The organism is Bartonella sp. AC158YNML (assembly GCF_042196725.1).
In the GTDB taxonomy this organism is placed as follows: domain Bacteria; phylum Pseudomonadota; class Alphaproteobacteria; order Rhizobiales; family Rhizobiaceae; genus Bartonella.
This window is the reverse complement of sequence record NZ_JBHIQU010000004.1, coordinates 128777-147256: the sequence shown is the minus strand read 5'-3', so window position 1 is coordinate 147256 and position 18480 is coordinate 128777. Positions and strand designations below refer to the sequence as shown.

The following is an 18480-nucleotide window of genomic DNA, read 5'->3' as shown; positions in this document are numbered from 1 at the left end:
TCTTCCCATGATCAACGTGACCAATCGTACCAATATTAACATGCGGTTTTGTTCGTTCAAACTTGCTCTTCGCCATTTGAGCTCTCCATTTTCCGTCCAAACCAAGGACTAAGTTAAAAATTAATTACCAACCTGAAATTACGCGTATTTCTTTTGAATCTCCAAAGCAACAGCCGAAGGTACAGGCTCGTAATGATCAAACTGCATTGTATACTGCGCACGCCCCTGACTCATAGAGCGAAGAGTATTCACATAACCAAACATATTTGCTAAAGGAACCATTGCATTCACAACCGTTGCAATGCCGCGCGCTTCAGTTCCTGAAATCTGTCCCCGACGAGAATTGAGATCACCAATAACATCACCAACATAATCATCTGGTGTAACAACTTCCACCTTCATGATCGGTTCAAGAAGCTGTGCACCAGCCTTCTTTGCCCCATCACGAAAAGCCGCACGAGCAGCAATCTCAAAAGCCAAAACCGAAGAATCAACATCGTGATAGCCACCATCAATGAGAGTCGCTTTTACACCAAGCATAGGAAAGCCCGCAAGAGGACCTGCCCCCATAACACTCTCAATCCCTTTTTGGACACCAGGAATATATTCTTTAGGAACAGCACCACCAACAATCTTTGACTCAAAAATAAAATCATCACCATCATGAGGCTCAAAAACAATTTTCACACGAGCAAATTGACCGGCACCACCCGATTGTTTCTTATGCGTATAATCAATTTCCGCCATTTTAGTAATTGACTCACGATAAGCAACTTGAGGCTGCCCAACATTTGCTTCAACTTTAAACTCGCGCCGCATACGATCGACAATAATATCAAGATGAAGTTCACCCATTCCAGCTATAATAGTTTGACCTGATTCTTCATCCGATTTAACACGAAACGAGGGATCTTCCGCCGCTAAACGATTAAGAGCAATCCCCATTTTTTCTTGATCTGCTTTTGTTTTCGGTTCAATTGCAATCTCAATAACGGGTTCAGGAAATTCCATCCGCTCCAAAATAACAGGCTTCAAAGGATCGCAAAGAGTATCACCCGTTGTCGTCTCCTTAAGCCCTGCAAGAGCAACAATATCACCAGCAAATGCCTCTTCAATATCCTCGCGAGAATTTGAATGCATTTGAAGCATACGCCCCAAACGTTCCTTCTTCTTCTTCACAGTATTCTCAAGAGAAATACCCTTCTGAACTTTACCAGAATAAATACGACAGAACGTCAACGAACCAACAAAAGGATCATTCATAATTTTAAAAGCAAGCATAGATAGCGGAGCATCATCAGAAGATTCGCGTGTCGTCTCAGCCTCAGTCTTTACATCAATACCCTTAATCGCCGGGATATCAATTGGAGAAGGAAGATAGGAAACAACAGCATCCAAAAGCGGCTGCACCCCCTTGTTTTTAAAAGCCGTACCACAAAGAACCGGATGAAATTGAACTTCTACTGTCCCCCGACGAATGAGAGAAACAAGTTGCTCATTGGTTGGCATAACACCTTCCAAATAAGCCTCTGTCGCAGCTTCATCAACCTCCACGGCCATCTCAATCAATTTCTCGCGATATTCTTCAGCTTTCTCCTTTAAATCAGAGGGAATTTCACTTATTACCGCCGAGGCACCAATAGAACCATCCCACTTTAAAGCCTTCATCTCTACAAGATCAACAACACCTTCAAAGTCATTTTCAGCACCAATCGGCAACTGCAAAACAAGCGCTTTAGCACCCAACCGAGAGCCAACCATCTCCACACTACGATAGAAATCAGCTCCTATTTTGTCCATTTTATTAACAAAAACCATACGAGGCACACGATATTTTTCAGCTTGCCGCCAAACAGTTTCCGTCTGAGGCTCCACACCAGCATTTGCATCCAACAAGGCTATTGCACCATCAAGAACACGCAAAGAGCGCTCAACTTCAATCGTAAAATCAACGTGCCCTGGCGTATCAATAATATTAAAGCGACGCTTCCGACCATCCTGCCCTTCCCAAAATGTCGTTGTCGCAGCAGACGTAATCGTAATACCACGCTCCTGCTCCTGCTCCATCCAATCCATTGTAGAAGCACCATCATGGGTCTCGCCAATTTTATGATTCTTACCGGTATAGAACAGAATACGTTCAGTCATCGTAGTCTTACCAGCATCAATATGCGCCATAATACCAAAATTACGATAATCTTCAATTTTATATTCGCGAGCCATTATATTTGCCTTAGTTTAAAACTTCTACCAGCGATAGTGAGAAAAAGCACGATTAGCTTCAGCCATACGATGAACATCTTCACGCTTTTTCACGGCAGAACCACGATTATTAGCCGCATCCATCAATTCACCAGATAAACGCTCAACCATCGTCGTTTCATTTCGACCACGTGCCGCCGCAATCAACCAACGAATAGCAAGAGCCTGACGACGATCAGGACGAACATCAATCGGAACTTGATAAGTAGCACCACCAACACGGCGTGAACGAACCTCAATATGAGGAGCAACATTCTCTAAAGCTCGATGAAATAGAGCCACAGGATCTGTTTTTACTCTTTTTTCTACAGAATCAAGCGCACCATAAACAATACGCTCTGCAACTGATTTTTTACCATCAAACATAATGGCATTCATAAATTTCATAATAACCAAATCACCAAATTTTGGATCTGGATTAATCTCACGCTTTTCTGCTCTATGACGACGGGACATTGGCTTTGTCTCTCAATATTATTTTGGACGCTTTGCGCCATACTTCGAACGACGCTGTTTACGATTCTTGACACCCTGCGTATCAAGCAAACCACGAATAATGTGATAACGAACTCCTGGCAAATCTTTCACACGACCACCACGAATCATTACAACAGAGTGCTCTTGAAGATTATGCCCCTCTCCAGGAATATAACCAATCACCTCAAATCCATTCGTCAAGCGAATTTTAGCAACCTTACGAAGAGCAGAATTAGGTTTTTTCGGTGTTGTTGTATAAACACGCGTACAAACACCACGCTTCTGCGGATTCGACTGCAGAGCAGGAACCTTATTACGTTTAACTGGCGCCACACGCGGCTTGCGAATCAACTGGTTTACGGTAGGCATGCAACCTTCCTCTTTTCGATCTACATTCGTCTTACCCAATAGGGCTTTTCTATTTTTTCATCTCTTCCAATAGAATTAGAAAAGATATTTTAATTTACACACAAAATCGGGCACACCTGCAAAAACAGTCCACCCGACCACAAGCAGAGAAGGCAATAGCCTCTTGCACTAGCACTTGCTTTTAATCTTCTTAACACCCTTATGAATGATCTTTTGGACATATCCAAAACCACTGATCATTTCTACATCGGTTATGTCTGTCTCTAATAGCGAGAACACGTACATTCGTCAAGAACTAAACTGCAGAAAGTTTTTAAAAATGAAAATAAATTAAATTTTAAAACTTTACATTTGCTTTTGCCAGTATTCTTGATAAATCAATTTACCATAGTCATATGCCTCAAATAAAAAAAGAAGCTGCGACTGTTATAAAACTTGAATGCAGAAAATTAAATTGCACATGTGATATTTAATGATGAGCGCCATGAAAATAGCAACGTGGAATATTGCCGGAATAAAAGCACGACATGAAACATTATATCAATGGCTACAGCAAAATCAGCCGGACATAGTTTGTCTACAAGAAACTAAAAGTATTGATGAAAACTTTCCACGCGATGCAATTGAAAATTTAGGTTACCATATAGAAACACACGGACAAAAAAGTTTTAATGGCGTTGCGCTTCTTTCTAAAAAAACACCAGATGAAGTGATCCGTCGATTACCAGGCAACGATAATGACAAACAAACACGTTACATTGAAGCCGTTTATTCAACAAATAAAGGTGTTGTCCGTGTTGCATCTCTCTATTTACCAAATGGAAACCCTACTGAGAGTGAAAAATATTCCTATAAGATGGAATGGATGGGAAGATTATGTGCACATGCAAAATCATTGCTTGCGTACGAAGAGCCTCTTGTCCTAGCAGGTGATTATAATGTCATCCCCACCCCATTAGATGCAAAAAATCCTCAAGAATGGTATCAAGATGCTTTATTTCTTCAACAAACAAGAAAAGCATTCCAACGTATTCTTCATTTAGGTCTCTACGATGCTATCCGGAATGTCACCGATACGCCCTCGTATAGTTTTTGGGATTTCCAAGCTGGGTCATGGCTTAAAAATAATGGGATTCGCATTGATCATTTATTATTATCACCAGAAGCTGTTGATCATCTTATTTGCGCTCATAGTCAGACAGAAGTAAGAGGATATCAAAAGCCATCTGACCACGTTCCTGTTTGGATTCAGCTTAATGTCAATTAAAAAACTATAGCCCTTATTTTGTGCGACAACAAAAAAAATCACTCGATAAATAATAACTATGCTACACCAAATAAAGATTATATCTTAAACAACTACAATAAATGAATGGAGGACAGAAATGAAGAAATCATTATTAATATTTATTGCTGCAGCAGCCATTGGACTCACAAGTATTGCGCATGCTAAAAATGATACGCTTGAAAAAATAAAAAAAACAGGGGAGATCACTTTAGGTGTCCGTGAATCATCTGGTTTGGCTTACGCCCTTGGTAATAATAAATATGTAGGTTTTCATACAGAAATGGCAGAACGTATCATTGATGATATTTCAAAAAAAATTGGTAAACCAATTAGAATTAATTATCTTCCCATCACTTCTCAAAATAGAATTCCTCTCTTAAAAAATAATACCTATGATTTTGAGTGCGGATCAACAACAAATGATATTTCCCGCAGTAAAGAAGCAGCATTTGCTTATACGACATACGTCGAAGAGGTTAGAATTGCTGTAAAGAAAAACTCTAACATTAAATCTCTTGACGATTTAAATGGAAAAACAGTTGCGACGACCACTGGTACAACATCCGTTCAACTTATTCGTAAAAACAAACGCGCAAAAAACATTAACTTTAAGGTCATCAAAGGAAAAGATCATGGAGATAGCTTCTTATTATTAGAATCTGGTAAAGCCGATGCATTTGTTATGGATGCCTCAATTCTTGCTGGACATATTGCAAAATCAAAAAAACCATCTGATTATGTCATTCTTGACCCCGTACTTTCAGTCGAACCCATCGCCTGCATGCTTAGATTACATGACAAAAAATTTGAACAAGCAATCAACGATAGTATCGTGCGTCAGATCAAAGACGAATCACTTGAAAAACTTTACAATAAGTGGTTTATGGAACCGATTCCACCTGCTAATACTGTTATGAATCTTCCTTTATCAAAACAAACAAGATATGCTTGGGATCACCCCAATAATAAACCTCGGGAAAGCTACACAACAGAAGATTTATAGAGTTTAAAAGGAAAAACCACACTCTTTAAAAATTGAGCGTGGTTTATATTTTAGTTCACTTTTTGATAAATTCCGCCTATGTAGATGCGGTTGATTTATTGTCCTATTTGTAAATGACTAATTTGAGGGAATATCAATTAATGGACTTTTCTTTTCTTTGTAGGGATGATCTTACTCAAACACTGGTAGCAGGATGCCTTGGGACTCCTGGCGTGAGTCATACCTATTTAGACACCCTTCTCGATGGCTTAAAAAATACGGTTATATTGTCCATCACTTCACTTATATTAGCTGTATTATTTGGTGTTATTATAGGAACAATGCGTACTTTACCTAATACTTCCATAACCAATTGTATATTTCGCACTATTGGTGCTATTTGGGTAGAGATCATGCGTAATATTCCTCTCCTTGTACAGGTGTTTTTATGGTATTTTGTGGTTCCTAAGATCTATCCACCAGCGATGAAATTTTCCCCTATTCTCTTAGTAACATGTGCGTTGGGATTCTTTACATCTGCACGCATTGCCGAACAGATTCGTTCAGGTATTGAAGCTATTCCTTCTGGGCAACGCTATGCTGCTATGGCAATGGGATTTACAACGTATCAAAGTTATCGCTATATTATACTACCGCGTGCTATACGCGCAATTATGCCCCCACTTACTTCAGAAGCAATGAGTATTGTAAAAAATTCGTCTATAGCATTCGCCGTTTCAATAAATGAACTCATGCAATTTCAATACCAAGCAATTGAAGAGGTAAGCCATGTTTACGAAAATTATTTGCTTGTTACGATTCTTTATATTCTTATAGCCTTATTCGTATTTATTGTGATGACAATTATTGAACAAATACTCAAAGTTCCTAATTCTCAAACACAGGAAAATTGAATATGATAAATTTTATAAGCTCTCAGTTTGGACTTTATTTTCCTTTCAATTTTTCTGATTTTGATTTTTCCTTTTTTACCTTTGATGTATTTCGTTCTTACATTTTATCAGGTTTACTTTTTAGCGTTTTTCTAACTCTTTTTGCAACAGTATTGGGGTTTATTTTCGGTACGCTTTTAGCAATGATGCGCCTTTCTTCCATAAAACTTCTTTCTTGGCTTGCAATCATTTACATAACAGCTATGCGTTCAATACCCCTTGTGATGGTTATCTTATGGTTTTTCGTACTTCTGCCTTTTTTAACGGGGACATCCATCGGTGCAAATAAATCAGCACTCATTACCTTTACCGCATTTGAAACTGCTTATTTCGCTGAAATTATGCGTGCTGGCATAAATTCAGTTTCGCAAGGACAAAAATATGCGGGGAAAGCTCTTGGAATGACATATTGGCAAAGTATGTACATTGTCATTCTTCCTCAAGCTTTTAGAGATATGCTTCCAGTCTTTTTAACACAAGTCATTATTCTTTTTCAGGATACAACCCTTGTTTATGCCATCAGTGGTCATAGCCTTTTGAATGGCTTTGATATTGCTGCTAATAATTTTGGTGTAAAGCAAGAAGCTTATATCTTAGCAGCTATTTTCTATTTTGTTATCTGTTTTACGCTGTCACAAATCGTTTTGTATTTACAAAAAAAAGTGTCCATTATCCGCTAACGGGGAAAAAATGTCTACTCATATGATCGAAATAAAAAATGTTTCTAACTGGTATGGCGAAGTTCAAGTTCTTAAAAACTGTACAACCAACATTAATAAAGGAGAAGTTGTTGTCGTTTGTGGGCCATCAGGATCAGGAAAATCAACACTCATTAAAACCATTAATGCTTTAGTCCCTTTTCAAAAAGGTGAAATTTGGATTAATGGAATACCAGTTCATTCAAAACAAACGAATCTGCCTAAATTGCGAAGTCAGGTAGGAATGGTATTTCAACACTTCGAGCTTTTCCCCCATTTATCTGTCACAGAAAATTTGACAATTGCACAAATCAAAGTCCTAAAACGAAGCAAAAAAGAAGCACTTGAACGTGGATTGTTATATCTTGAACGCGTTGGACTCATTGAACACAAAGATAAATATCCTGGTCAACTTTCTGGAGGGCAACAACAACGGGTTGCTATTGCACGTGCCTTAACTATGGATCCACTTGTCATGCTTTTTGATGAACCAACATCTGCTCTAGATCCTGAAATGGTAGGTGAAGTACTCGATGTCATGATTAGCTTAGCAGAAGAAGGTATGACGATGATTTGTGTAACCCATGAAATGGGATTTGCACAAAAAGTCTCGGAGCGTGTTATTTTCATAGATCAAGGAACGATTCTTGAAGACTGTTCATCTAAAGAGTTCTTTTCTGATCCGCAAGCAAGAAAACCGAGAACGCAAGAATTTTTGTCTAAGATCCTAAGTCATTAACCATTATATTATAACAAAAAGCTATCTCTACTATGAACTTGGACATAAAAAGATAGCGTTTAATATCAGATGAGAGAATGTAAAAAATATTACAATCAGATATTAAAAAACTGTTATTTTTTAAAATATCAGAAACAAGTGGCATTGCTGTACATCTTTCAAATTTATTACAAAGAGAAAAAGCCTGCTCTTGCAAAAGGTGAGTCCAGTTTTTGTTTTTTACGTTAGTTTTTTCATAGGCTGCAGTTAGCATTGCTATCCCGAGAATTATTTTTCCTTCTTGAAGCAACATATTTCCAAGCATTGTTTGAACAGAAGGATTTCCTTTTTTCTCTGAGAGTTGAAACCATCGTGGCTTGTATAGGATTTTTCTCCCTTCCCTCTCCCTTTAAAAATATTTTTCCTAAATGATATTGAGCTTTAGGATTTCTATAATTCACCGCAGCCCGCATATAAAGACGAACAGCATAAGAAGGATGAAGGTGATTGAGGAATATCTTTTATATATCCCGCAAGTTTAAGCAATACATCAGAAACATAACTTTCATCTTCTGAAGCAAGATCTGTACCTTTTTCAACGATATATGCAAAAAAATGATATGCCTTGTAATCATCTTTAGGAACACCATCACCATTTGCATAGATAGAGCTAAGTTTCCAATTCTCACCGATATATGGCCCCTCTTAGCAGCACAACGGAGTGCTGGAATAACTTGATTGATATACCCATTTTATAAGCAGACATGCTACGTTTCAAAAAATAAAACGAACTATCATTGGCTTCTTGCAAGCTATTAACATCTACTGCATAAACAGTAGAAAAAAATCCCCCTCACCTCACAACAATCGCAGCTTTTTTCCATATCTGAAGCCTTTGACCATTTCCCCCCTATCTCAATTTTAATTGTTATATCTGTTACAAATTTCTTTGTAGATATTTAAACTCTTCTTTTTAGTAAGAAACATGAAAGATTTTAAAGTAAAAATTTTAAAAGAAAAGACAAATAAATGATAATTATCCAAAGAGTTTGGTAAAGTTAAACCCCCATTTTATATACAACAAATTGATTTTTAAATATAAATCATCATTCTAATAACACCTCCTCTAACATTATAAGATTTATTTATCTTTAAAAATTTATACGAATGAATAAAAATCGTTCAATAAAATAACATGCGCATTGAACAGCAGCTTGAGAACAAAGAAAATACATGATGAATAGTAAGCGTACAAAAAACAACGCTAAAGATGAATGAATATAATGATGATAATTAATTTATAATTTCACGACTTCCTCACCACCATCAATCTGTAAACAATCCAGCTTTTTGTCTAACGAATTCCTCCTGACATCATTTCACATGGATTTACTTCATAAACTCTACACACAAGCGCTACCTCAGAATACTTAGCGCTATATATAACAAAAAATACCACATGTGTAATTTTATATGCCTTATATTTCTGCCCTAAACTATGGTGTTTTACAGAATGAATAGAAGAAACATAGAGACGAATTTCTGTAGAAATTTCATGATCGCACTTACGAAAAACGAACAAAAGAATTTTTTTTAAAGCAAATCTCTCCCATCCCTTATGCTATGAAATCATGCATCCAAAAAACAAAAAGTTGAAATCAACTCAACCGCTCTAAAGCAACGGATATTTTTTTCTTTGCAGCGCGAAGTTCTACAACCCTGTTCCGTTCACTTTCAACAATTTCTGCTTTGGCATTTGCTATAAATTTTGGATTATTTAACTTAAGCGATATTTTTTCAATATCCTGTTCAATTTTACTCACATCCTTCCTCAAACGAACACGTTCAGCTTCCAAATCAATCAACTGTCCTAAGGGCAAACAAAAAACGGCCTCTCCCAAAATTATTTGTGCCGATACTTCTGGAACTTTATCAGAGAAATGAATGATTTCAATACGCGCTAGCTTTTTAAGAAGTGCATCATAACGCTGCACACGCTCTCGCGTTATTTCCCCTCCTTCGACAACAACAAGAGGTGCTTGTATAGCCGCTGGAATATTCATTTCAAAACGTACAGATCGAATCCCAGTGACAACATCAATAAGCCAATTAATATCAGCTGCAGCCTCTTCATCTGTAAATGTTTCCTCTGGCCATTTTGTCAATGCAAGCATATCCTCACGCTTGATGGCTTGCGTTTCTGTAAGAGACCATAACTCTTCCGTCATATAAGGCATAAAAGGATGAAGAAGTTTATAAACTTCATCTAAAACCCAAGCAGTACAAGCATGAGCCTCATTTTTAGCATCTTCATTTTCCCCCTGGAAAATAGGTTTAAGAAGTTCCAAATACCAATCACAGAGTGTATTCCAAATGAAACGATAAAGTGTAGCGGCAGACTCATTAAATTTATAGTGTTCAATACCAATTGTCACTGCTGAAATGGTTTTAGAGAGCTCCGTTAAAATCCAACGATTAAGCGGCAGTTTTGCTTGTTCTGGTTTAAAAGCTGGATCATGCTTCACGCCATTCATCTGTGCAAATCGGGTAGCATTCCACAATTTCGTAGCAAAATTACGATAACCAGCAATACGGGAAACATCAAGTTTTACATCACGACCTTGTGCTGCCATAATAGCCAAAGTAAAACGAAGTGCATCAGCACTATACTGATCAACAAGCTCTAAGGGATCGATAATATTTCCCTTAGATTTTGACATCTTTGCACCCTTTTGATCCCGTACCAAAGCATGCACATAAACCGTTGGGAAGGGAACATCACCCATAAAGTGAAGTCCCATCATCATCATACGAGCAACCCAGAAAAAAATAATATCAAACCCTGTCACGCATAAAGATGTTGGATAAAAAGTAGACAACTCAGTCGTTTTATTGGGCCATCCTAATGTTGAAAAAGGCCAAAGAGCTGATGAAAACCAAGTATCTAAAACATCCGGATCACGGATTAATTCAACCACCTCACCATAATGAGCAACAGCTGAATCTAAAGCCTCTTCTTCACTTTTTTCAACAAAAACCGTTCCATCAGGTCCATACCAAGCAGGAATCTGATGTCCCCACCATAATTGGCGAGAAATGCACCAAGGTTGAATATTTTGCATCCAATTGAAGTAGGTCTTTTTCCAGTTATCGGGAACGAACTGCGTTTTTCCTTGTTGAACAGCCTCTATCGCTGGCTTTGCTAATTCAGCAGCATGAACATACCATTGATCTGTCAAAAAAGGCTCAATAGGAACACCACTGCGATCTCCATGAGGAACCATATGGGGATGATCATCAACAGAAGCCAAATATCCCTGTTCTTTCATCAAAGCAACAATCTTCTGGCGCGCAACAAAACGATCAGATTTATCGAGACTTTCTACTAACATTTCTAATTCATCTGATAATATCAAACCATCAAAAAATGCTTCATTCTCACGGAGAAAAATCTCAGCTTTTGGGGTAAAAATATTGATCAAGCTTAAATGATTACGCAGCCCCACTTCAAAGTCATTAAAATCATGGGCTGGTGTGATTTTTACAGCACCACTTCCAGCCTCAGGATCAGCATGCATATCACCAACAATTAATAACCGACGACCAACAAGCGGCAAAAGAGCATTTTTACCGATAAGATTTTTATAACGCTCATCTTCAGGATTAACAGCAATTCCTGTATCACCAAGCATTGTTTCTGGTCGTGTTGTCGCTACTGTTATAAAAGTTGTCGCATCATTTGGATCAAAAACTTTACCTTCAAGTGGATATCTAAAGTGCCACAAATGTCCTTGAACTTCTTTTTGCTCAACTTCAAGATCTGAAATAGCTGTCAACAATTTAGGATCCCAATTGACGAGGCGCTTATCCCTATATATCAATCCTTGCTTATAAAGCGCGACAAAAACTTCACGAACAGCTTGCGACAAACCCTCGTCCATTGTAAACCGTTCACGCGACCAATCACATGAAACGCCAAGACGGCGCAACTGGTTTGCAATAATGCCTCCAGTTTCATAACGCCATTTCCAAATACGCTCAATAAACTTTTCTCTTCCCATTTCTTGACGCGTTGGTTCTTGGCGTTCTGCAAGTTGGCGCTCTACAACCATTTGTGTGGCAATCCCAGCATGATCCATACCAGGCTGCCACAACACATTCCTGCCACGCATCCGCTGAAATCTAACCATTATATCTTGAATTGTCGTATTGAGTGCATGCCCCATATGAAGTAAGCCGGTAACATTCGGAGGTGGAAGCATAACGCAAAAAGGTTCTGCACCACTTTTAGAACCCGCTCCTGCTTTAAAAGCCCCACGAGTCTCCCATCTTTTTGCAACCCGTTTCTCTATGGAAGCAGCATCATAGTTTTTTTCTAACATTCTATCCATCCATAACGCCGCTGAAAAACACAATACATGAACAAAACTCACTCAGAATCGCGCAAACCTATCCCATTTACTCGACAGCTTGCAAAACCACAAACAAAGTTCTCATAAAATGAAAAACATAAAAAATAATGTAAAGAAAATAATTAAGATGATTTCTTAATGGCCTTCACAATCTCTTCACGTAAAATATCTTCCAGCAAAACAGGCAATTTAGACTGTAACCATTCAGCTATAGCCGGACGCAATACATCCTTTGCAATCTTTTCTGCGGAAGAAATACAATACGCAGACAATTCCACTCGACCAACTCCTCCATCTTCTGACTGTGGTTTCTTTATTTCATCTTCATATTCTCTTGCTTTATAAACAGAATTCCGTTCTTCAGAAGAAAGCTTCATCTTTTGCACATCCATACCAACTGCATTATTTTCTGCCTCTATCCCCTCTTTCTCTTGCATTATTCTCCCCCCTTGATTTTCAGAAGAAAGACCAATACGATCAGCTAAAGCTTTCATAGCATCATCAACCGATAAGGTCGTATCATAAACACCTTCTAATGCACCTTCTGAACGCTCTTCCGAAGCATTGACTGCAACATCTTCATTTAAAAAGTGATCAGATTGAACCGCATTTTCTTCGATTATTTCACGAATAGATGTCAAAATTTCATCCATACTTGGCTCACGTAACACGCTTGAACTCTGTACCATACTTTACAACCTCTCAAAGACGCAACAACAAATAGAATCATATTTTCAGTGTATGCAAAAGAATCATAAGATCAACATACCTCTCATGATATTTTCAAATATGCTTGTCATAAAGAGGGCGCTACACACAATTTTCTGCACTAAAAAATAACATATTTCTGCTCTATTTTTAACACACCCAACTCTTGATAAACTCATCTTTAAAAACTAAAATAATTTAATAAGATTCAAAGAGATACTTTTATGTATTATCGGATATATTTAATTGTTTTTAAACCTAAATAACTTGCAGTCAACTTACCAATAGAAGATTGAACACTATAGCTCGCCACAACAGCATTACGCTCTGCCATTGCAAGCGCAATTTGAGCATTAATCAATTGAGTACGAGAATTTAAAACATCCAATGTCGTTGCTTGCCCTACGCGATTTTCTTGAACACGACCTTTCAGAGCAATTTCAGCAGCACGAACACTTTCACGATAAGCAACAACAGATGAGCGTGCGCCCTCCAACTGAAACCAAGCAGAAGTAAGTACTTGTCGCGTATTGCTATGCGCCAAATCGAGTTGAAGCTGCGCCTGTCCAAGCTGTTCCCTTGATTGGCGAATTTGCGCAGACGTACGCCCTCCTTCAAAAATTGGGACACTCACTGACAACCCTATTGATTTAGAAACGCCATCCTCTCCAGGACCACTATAAATTCGATTATAAGACGCTGTTGCAGAAAAATCGACCTTAGGGAGCAATGCACCTTCTTTTGCCTTTACATTGTAAACACTCGCATCGACTAAATATTTAGCATAAAGGATTGCTGGATGCATAGAAACGCTCATCTGGTAAGCCATATCAAGGTTGGCAGGAAAATCTCTGGCTACGGGAGGGCTTTTTAACTTTTCAGGATCAGAACCAATAACTTGTCGATACACTGCCTCGGCTGCTTTTACATCAGCACGAGCAAGACTCAGCTCTGAAACTGCCACGGAACGTGCTGCTTGAGCTTGAGCAAGATCAACACGCCCTCCCTCACCCACATCAAATTTTGCTTTATCGGAACGAACTTGCTCTTCAAGAGCTGCCAAATTTTCTCTCCGAAGATCGGCAATACGACGTGCCTGATAGACATTAGCATAAGCCGTTACAGTCTCCAGAAAAGTATTTTGTTCAGCATTACGAAGATACTCACGTTGAGCCTGCAACTTAACTTGCGCTGAAGAAAAGATATTTTGCGTGATAAACCCGTCAAATAATCTTTGATTTAATCTCACGCCTATAGATCCAGAAGTGACATAAGGACCTGTAAAAGACTTATTGCGCCCATAGTTCCCAACCCCCTCCACTTGTGGCAACAACCCCGATCGCGCAATAACAACATCCTCTCTGGATATACGCACAGCTGCACGTTCACTATTCAACTTAGCATTGTGTTTATAAGCCTTAGAAAAGGCATCCATCAATGTTTCAGCACAAACAGTCTCTGATAAAAAAATACTCAACACCAACAACAAACATGCCTGAAACTTCTTGTTTATTTTTAACACAATACACACAATAACATACCCCAAATAAATTACGAAATTATCTTTTATTCACCGAACAAACAAGCTCTAAAATACAAAACCAGGTGTTTTTAAAAAACAAGGAAGAGGCTTTACAGCAAGATTAAAAGCACGACGAGCCGAGATGATCCCATCTTCTTTTATATAGATTTGTGCAACAGCAGCATTTCCATGCCCTTCAACCACAACAAGACGTCCACAGTCTTTCATTTGATCAAAGATACCTTGAGGAATAAAATCAACAGATCCCTCAATGAAAATCACATCATAAGGTCCCTCAACGGCATATCCTTGCTCTAAAGGACCATGAACGACAACCACATTATCACATTGATTACGTTCTAAAGCGTCAAGAGCACGTTCAAAGAGAGATTGATCACTTTCCAGCGCAATCACAGACCCTGCAAGTTTTGCAAGCAACGCTGCACAATAACCACTATTTGCACCAATATCTAAAACAACATCTGATGATTTTACAGCGGCAAGCTGTAGTAATTTTGCTAGAGACGCAGGTTTCATCAAATAGCGTGCAGGAACCCCATCTTGCACTGGACATAGAACAATATCGGTATCAAGATAACTTAACATTTTCATATCTTCCGATACAAAATCTTCACGAAATACCGTTAAAAAGGCTTCAAGAACTGATAAATCCGTTACATCGACTGTACGAATTTGATTGTCAACCATTTTGCGACGAAGCTCAGCAAAATCTGCAACCATAACGAATATTTTCTCCTAACCTACAAAAAACAAACAAAACAGCGACAATAAGGGACGAAGATCTCTTAAACTATAGGTGTTACAAAAAAGGACGCCACAGTCAACAATTAGATTTTAACTATATAATCTCTCACATAAAAGTGTCTTCACAAGAATAGAGGGAAATAATCTATTTTCCTATACCTCATCTCCCCTAAAAGCCGTTTCGTTTAAAATCGGCTGGAGGCCTCGCCCGGAATCGAACCGGGATACAAGGATTTGCAGTCCTCTGCGTAACCATTCCGCCACGAGGCCTCGTCAACAAACATAAAGGTTTCCATAAGGGAAGGCAACGCATCCGTCAAGGTGTAGAAATCTTCTCACACCTTTTTTCCTCTTATTACACAATTTATCATATTTTTTTAAAAAAAGTAATTTTATCCTTTGCAAATCAGTATTGCTTTGCTATAGCCTTTTCAATTAAATAATTGGGCACCGTTCCCCGGTAGCTCAGCGGTAGAGCAACCGGCTGTTAACCGGTTGGTCGCTGGTTCGAATCCGGCCCGGGGAGCCACTTTTCTTTTATTCCACGTAGTTTATTGTTTTTTCTCAAGCTTTTAGACATGAGGGATTCGTTAATAAAAGTGAGGGAATAGGATTTTTGCAATAAATATAGAAACGCAATATCATACGGGATGTGTTTTTTTGCAATGAACGCAAAAAGCAATTGATTCATTTTAGAATAGCACAAATAAGATTACTTTTTTCAAACCACCGCGCTTCTATAAGAGGGCACTGCAATTATTTGCATATTATAAATTACGATTTCTTTCATCAAAGATGGATTATTAAGCTCCATCAGCAATGAAACTGTATCATATTTTTTTCCAAAGAAAGAATGATTTATACTCAATAAAGAAATTAAACTTAAAAACCTGCTCATGAAGCAATCATTTTGAAAAATGGAAGAATCAATAATCAAGGTCATATATTATCTCCATACACCCCACATAATCTCCTCCCCATCCTAAAAGCAAAAAATATAAAACAAATCTGTAAACACTCCGACGTCTTATCTAACAGGTTATTCCTCCTGCTAACCACTTCAACGCTTTACAAACAACCTTGCCTTGTTCACCACACTGTCATAAAACATTTAATACATAAAGTCTTATAGGCTTTATATCTCCCAAATACTTTATATCCCCCCCCCCAAATAATAGTGTTTTACAGTAAAAACCAAGATAACAAGCTAAATTGTTAAGAATCCTGAGAAAGCCTTCAGAAATCATGACATTCTCGCTATTGTATTATGCAGTCACATGCTTTTTTAAAGAGATATCTCTTAAATTCCCCAAGACTCTTTCACAATGATACCCCCGTAAATGGTATAAAATGAAATCGATTGATCAGCCCAATCTTTATTTATAATAAAAGTCATACCATCGTACTATTTTTCAACTCTCAATCTCAGCAATCCCCCATTGCCTTTGAAAGAGTTTATAAAAATTATTTTATTTATTTTTCAAATGTTTATTTATATGACAACTTAACACATAACGTGCAAGCGAATACTTTTGATTGATCCGCATAAATAACTTAAAAATGAAAAAAATACGATATAGTGAATTATTAAATATATAAAACAATGAGTTATTATTAGACATCAATTTTTAAAATTAAAAGTTATCATTAAAGATAAAACACATCCTTTATAAAAATAATTTTTATATAAATAAAATCTACTTTTATTCCCATTTTAAAAAATGGGAATAAAGCAAATAAATAATTGCCTCTACAATAATGATTTTTAAATAAATCCAAACGGTTAGAAGTTTTCATTTCTAAAAAATGAAAAACTCTGAAGAATCTTCTTACTTTTAACTCTTTTCAATTGAGAATAAATCAACAAAAGTAAAAAATCTCCTATACATGATCTTTTTTCAAGACTTTATCTAAGCAGCCTTCTTAACTGATTTCCGAAAATGAAAAGTCTTTGCACGCTTTACTACCGCTTTTGCTTTTTGCTGCCTCTCATTTTGAGGTGAAGAATTCTTCCGCTGCAACTGTGCAGCATCATCTTTTCGACCTAAAAACTGTTTTTGACGTTTAGATTTTTTAAAACGGCGTTCCTTATCGTTTTCTTTACTTTCTCGTACAATTGGCTTTTCTGGAAACGCTGCAAATTGTTCTGGAACAGCCTCAGCCACCAATTTCATACGAATCAAGCGCTCTATAGCACGCAAGCGGGACCTTTCTATCTTCTCATCAAAAAGCGTAAGTGCTACACCAGATGCACCATTACGTCCTGTACGACCAATACGATGTACATAACTTTCAGCTTCATCTGGTAAGTCGTAATTAATAACGTGACTTATCCCTGGTATATCAATACCGCGTGCAGCAATATCTGTTGCCACTAGGATCTGCACAGATCTTTCACGAAAAGCTTTTAAAGCAGACTGGCGAGCACCTTGTGATTTATTTCCATGAATTGTTGCGACTAAATATCCTACCTTTTCTAAACTACGCGTGACAGCATCTGCCCCATGTTTCGTTCGAGTAAAAACAATAACCGAATCAAAAGCTGGATTTGTCAAAAGTTTACTTAAAACATTCTTTTTTTCATTCGTAGGAACACAATATAATTTTTGGCAAATCTCTACAGCCGTAGTACCTTGAGGAACAACTTCAATTTTAACCGGATCATTGAGTAAACATTTTGCAAGCACAGCAATTTCCCTCGGCATTGTTGCAGAAAAGAGTGCTGTCTGACGCTCTTGATGCAAAAGCTTTGCAATTTGCTTAACATCATGAATAAACCCCATATCCAACATACGATCTGCTTCATCCAAAATCAAAAAACGAGATTGGGAAAGATCAACACACTTTTCACGAACAAGATCTCTCAAACGCCCTGGAGTCGCTATCAAAACATCCACACCTGCTTCCATACGTTTAATTTGTTTTAAACGTGATACGCCCCCAAAAATAAGACATGTTGAAAGATGCGCTCCTTTCGCCGCAGTGCGAATCGTTTCATCAATCTGAACAGCAAGTTCACGCGTTGGAGCTAAAATCAAAGCGCGTGCAGTTTTAGGGCATCGTTTATCACCTAAAGCCAAAATCTGACTTAAAATAGGCAAACTAAATGCCAAGGTTTTTCCAGAACCTGTCTGAGCAACACCTAAAATATCGTTTCCTTTCAACATCACTGGAATAGCTTGTTCTTGTATAGGTTTAGGTTTACTCATCCCAGCAATGAGTAAATTTTTAATCAAAAGAGTAGGCAAACCTAACTTTGTAAAAACATTTTCTTCTTTTATAGGCAAAATAAAATCTTTCCTTAGCTAAAGAACTCAAAATGAAGT

At 37.8% G+C, this 18480-nt stretch carries 13 protein-coding genes, 2 tRNA genes and 2 pseudogenes; 6 read left to right on the top strand and 11 right to left on the bottom strand.

Going from position 1 to position 18480, the window contains the following annotated elements; all coding sequences use genetic code 11:
• The 4 genes and pseudogenes from ACFIM1_RS03880 to rpsL all read right to left on the bottom strand — a co-directional run.
• Window positions 1-76, bottom strand: a pseudogene (locus ACFIM1_RS03880) (elongation factor Tu); the annotation flags it as partial.
• Window positions 77-138: 62 nt separating this feature from the next.
• Window positions 139-2223, bottom strand: a complete 2085-nt coding sequence (gene fusA / locus ACFIM1_RS03875; protein WP_375609298.1) for an elongation factor G — start codon at window positions 2221-2223, stop codon at window positions 139-141.
• A 24-nt stretch (window positions 2224-2247) separates the two neighbouring features.
• Complete coding sequence (gene rpsG / locus ACFIM1_RS03870; protein ID WP_273791452.1) at window positions 2248-2718, bottom strand: 30S ribosomal protein S7; 471 nt, start codon at window positions 2716-2718, stop codon at window positions 2248-2250.
• 18 nt (window positions 2719-2736) lie between these two features.
• A complete protein-coding gene (gene rpsL, locus ACFIM1_RS03865; RefSeq protein ID WP_005773262.1) occupies window positions 2737-3108 on the bottom strand; it encodes a 30S ribosomal protein S12 in 372 nt (123 codons plus the stop codon).
• Between the two features lie 484 nt (window positions 3109-3592).
• Here rpsL and xth point away from each other — a divergent pair, with 484 nt between their 5' ends.
• The 5 genes from xth (at window position 3593) to ACFIM1_RS03840 (ending at window position 7768) form a co-directional block, all read left to right on the top strand.
• Complete coding sequence (gene xth, locus ACFIM1_RS03860; protein WP_375609297.1) at window positions 3593-4375, top strand: exodeoxyribonuclease III; 783 nt, start codon at window positions 3593-3595, stop codon at window positions 4373-4375.
• A 118-nt stretch (window positions 4376-4493) separates the two neighbouring features.
• A complete protein-coding gene (locus tag ACFIM1_RS03855; RefSeq protein ID WP_375609296.1) occupies window positions 4494-5399 on the top strand; it encodes a transporter substrate-binding domain-containing protein in 906 nt (301 codons plus the stop codon).
• A 140-nt stretch (window positions 5400-5539) separates the two neighbouring features.
• Entirely contained in the window at window positions 5540-6292 is a 753-nt protein-coding gene (locus ACFIM1_RS03850; protein WP_375608741.1) for an amino acid ABC transporter permease, read from the top strand.
• A 2-nt stretch (window positions 6293-6294) separates the two neighbouring features.
• The gene (locus ACFIM1_RS03845) at window positions 6295-7011 is read left to right on the top strand and encodes an amino acid ABC transporter permease (RefSeq protein ID WP_375608742.1); all 717 of its coding nucleotides are present in this window, start codon (window positions 6295-6297) and stop codon (window positions 7009-7011) included.
• A 10-nt stretch (window positions 7012-7021) separates the two neighbouring features.
• Window positions 7022-7768, top strand: coding sequence for an amino acid ABC transporter ATP-binding protein (locus tag ACFIM1_RS03840; RefSeq protein WP_375608743.1), 747 nt, complete (start codon window positions 7022-7024; stop codon window positions 7766-7768).
• A gap of 106 nt (window positions 7769-7874) precedes the next feature.
• Here ACFIM1_RS03840 and ACFIM1_RS03835 read toward each other — a convergent pair.
• The 6 genes and pseudogenes from ACFIM1_RS03835 to ACFIM1_RS03810 all read right to left on the bottom strand — a co-directional run.
• Window positions 7875-8633 (bottom strand): annotated as a pseudogene (locus ACFIM1_RS03835) (tetratricopeptide repeat protein); the annotation flags it as partial.
• A 772-nt stretch (window positions 8634-9405) separates the two neighbouring features.
• Window positions 9406-12129 (bottom strand): valine--tRNA ligase, encoded by a 2724-nt coding sequence (locus tag ACFIM1_RS03830; RefSeq protein ID WP_375609295.1) that lies wholly within the window; start codon window positions 12127-12129, stop codon window positions 9406-9408.
• A 152-nt stretch (window positions 12130-12281) separates the two neighbouring features.
• Window positions 12282-12848, bottom strand: coding sequence for a DUF2497 domain-containing protein (locus ACFIM1_RS03825; protein ID WP_375609294.1), 567 nt, complete (start codon window positions 12846-12848; stop codon window positions 12282-12284).
• A 248-nt stretch (window positions 12849-13096) separates the two neighbouring features.
• Window positions 13097-14347 carry a TolC family outer membrane protein gene (locus tag ACFIM1_RS03820; RefSeq protein WP_375609301.1) on the bottom strand — a complete coding sequence of 417 codons (1251 nt, stop codon included), beginning with the start codon at window positions 14345-14347 and terminating at the stop codon, window positions 13097-13099.
• Between the two features lie 108 nt (window positions 14348-14455).
• Window positions 14456-15130: a protein-L-isoaspartate O-methyltransferase gene (locus ACFIM1_RS03815; RefSeq protein WP_375609293.1), complete on the bottom strand. Its 675-nt coding sequence runs from the start codon at window positions 15128-15130 to the stop codon at window positions 14456-14458.
• Between the two features lie 220 nt (window positions 15131-15350).
• Window positions 15351-15424 (bottom strand) — tRNA-Cys (locus tag ACFIM1_RS03810).
• 184 nt (window positions 15425-15608) lie between these two features.
• Here ACFIM1_RS03810 and ACFIM1_RS03805 point away from each other — a divergent pair.
• A tRNA-Asn gene (locus ACFIM1_RS03805) sits at window positions 15609-15683 on the top strand.
• 1381 nt (window positions 15684-17064) lie between these two features.
• On the opposite strand, the gene ACFIM1_RS03800 is transcribed toward ACFIM1_RS03805, so the two are convergent.
• Window positions 17065-18441, bottom strand: a complete 1377-nt coding sequence (locus tag ACFIM1_RS03800) for a DEAD/DEAH box helicase (RefSeq protein ID WP_375609292.1) — start codon at window positions 18439-18441, stop codon at window positions 17065-17067.
• Window positions 18442-18480 lie beyond the last annotated feature (39 nt).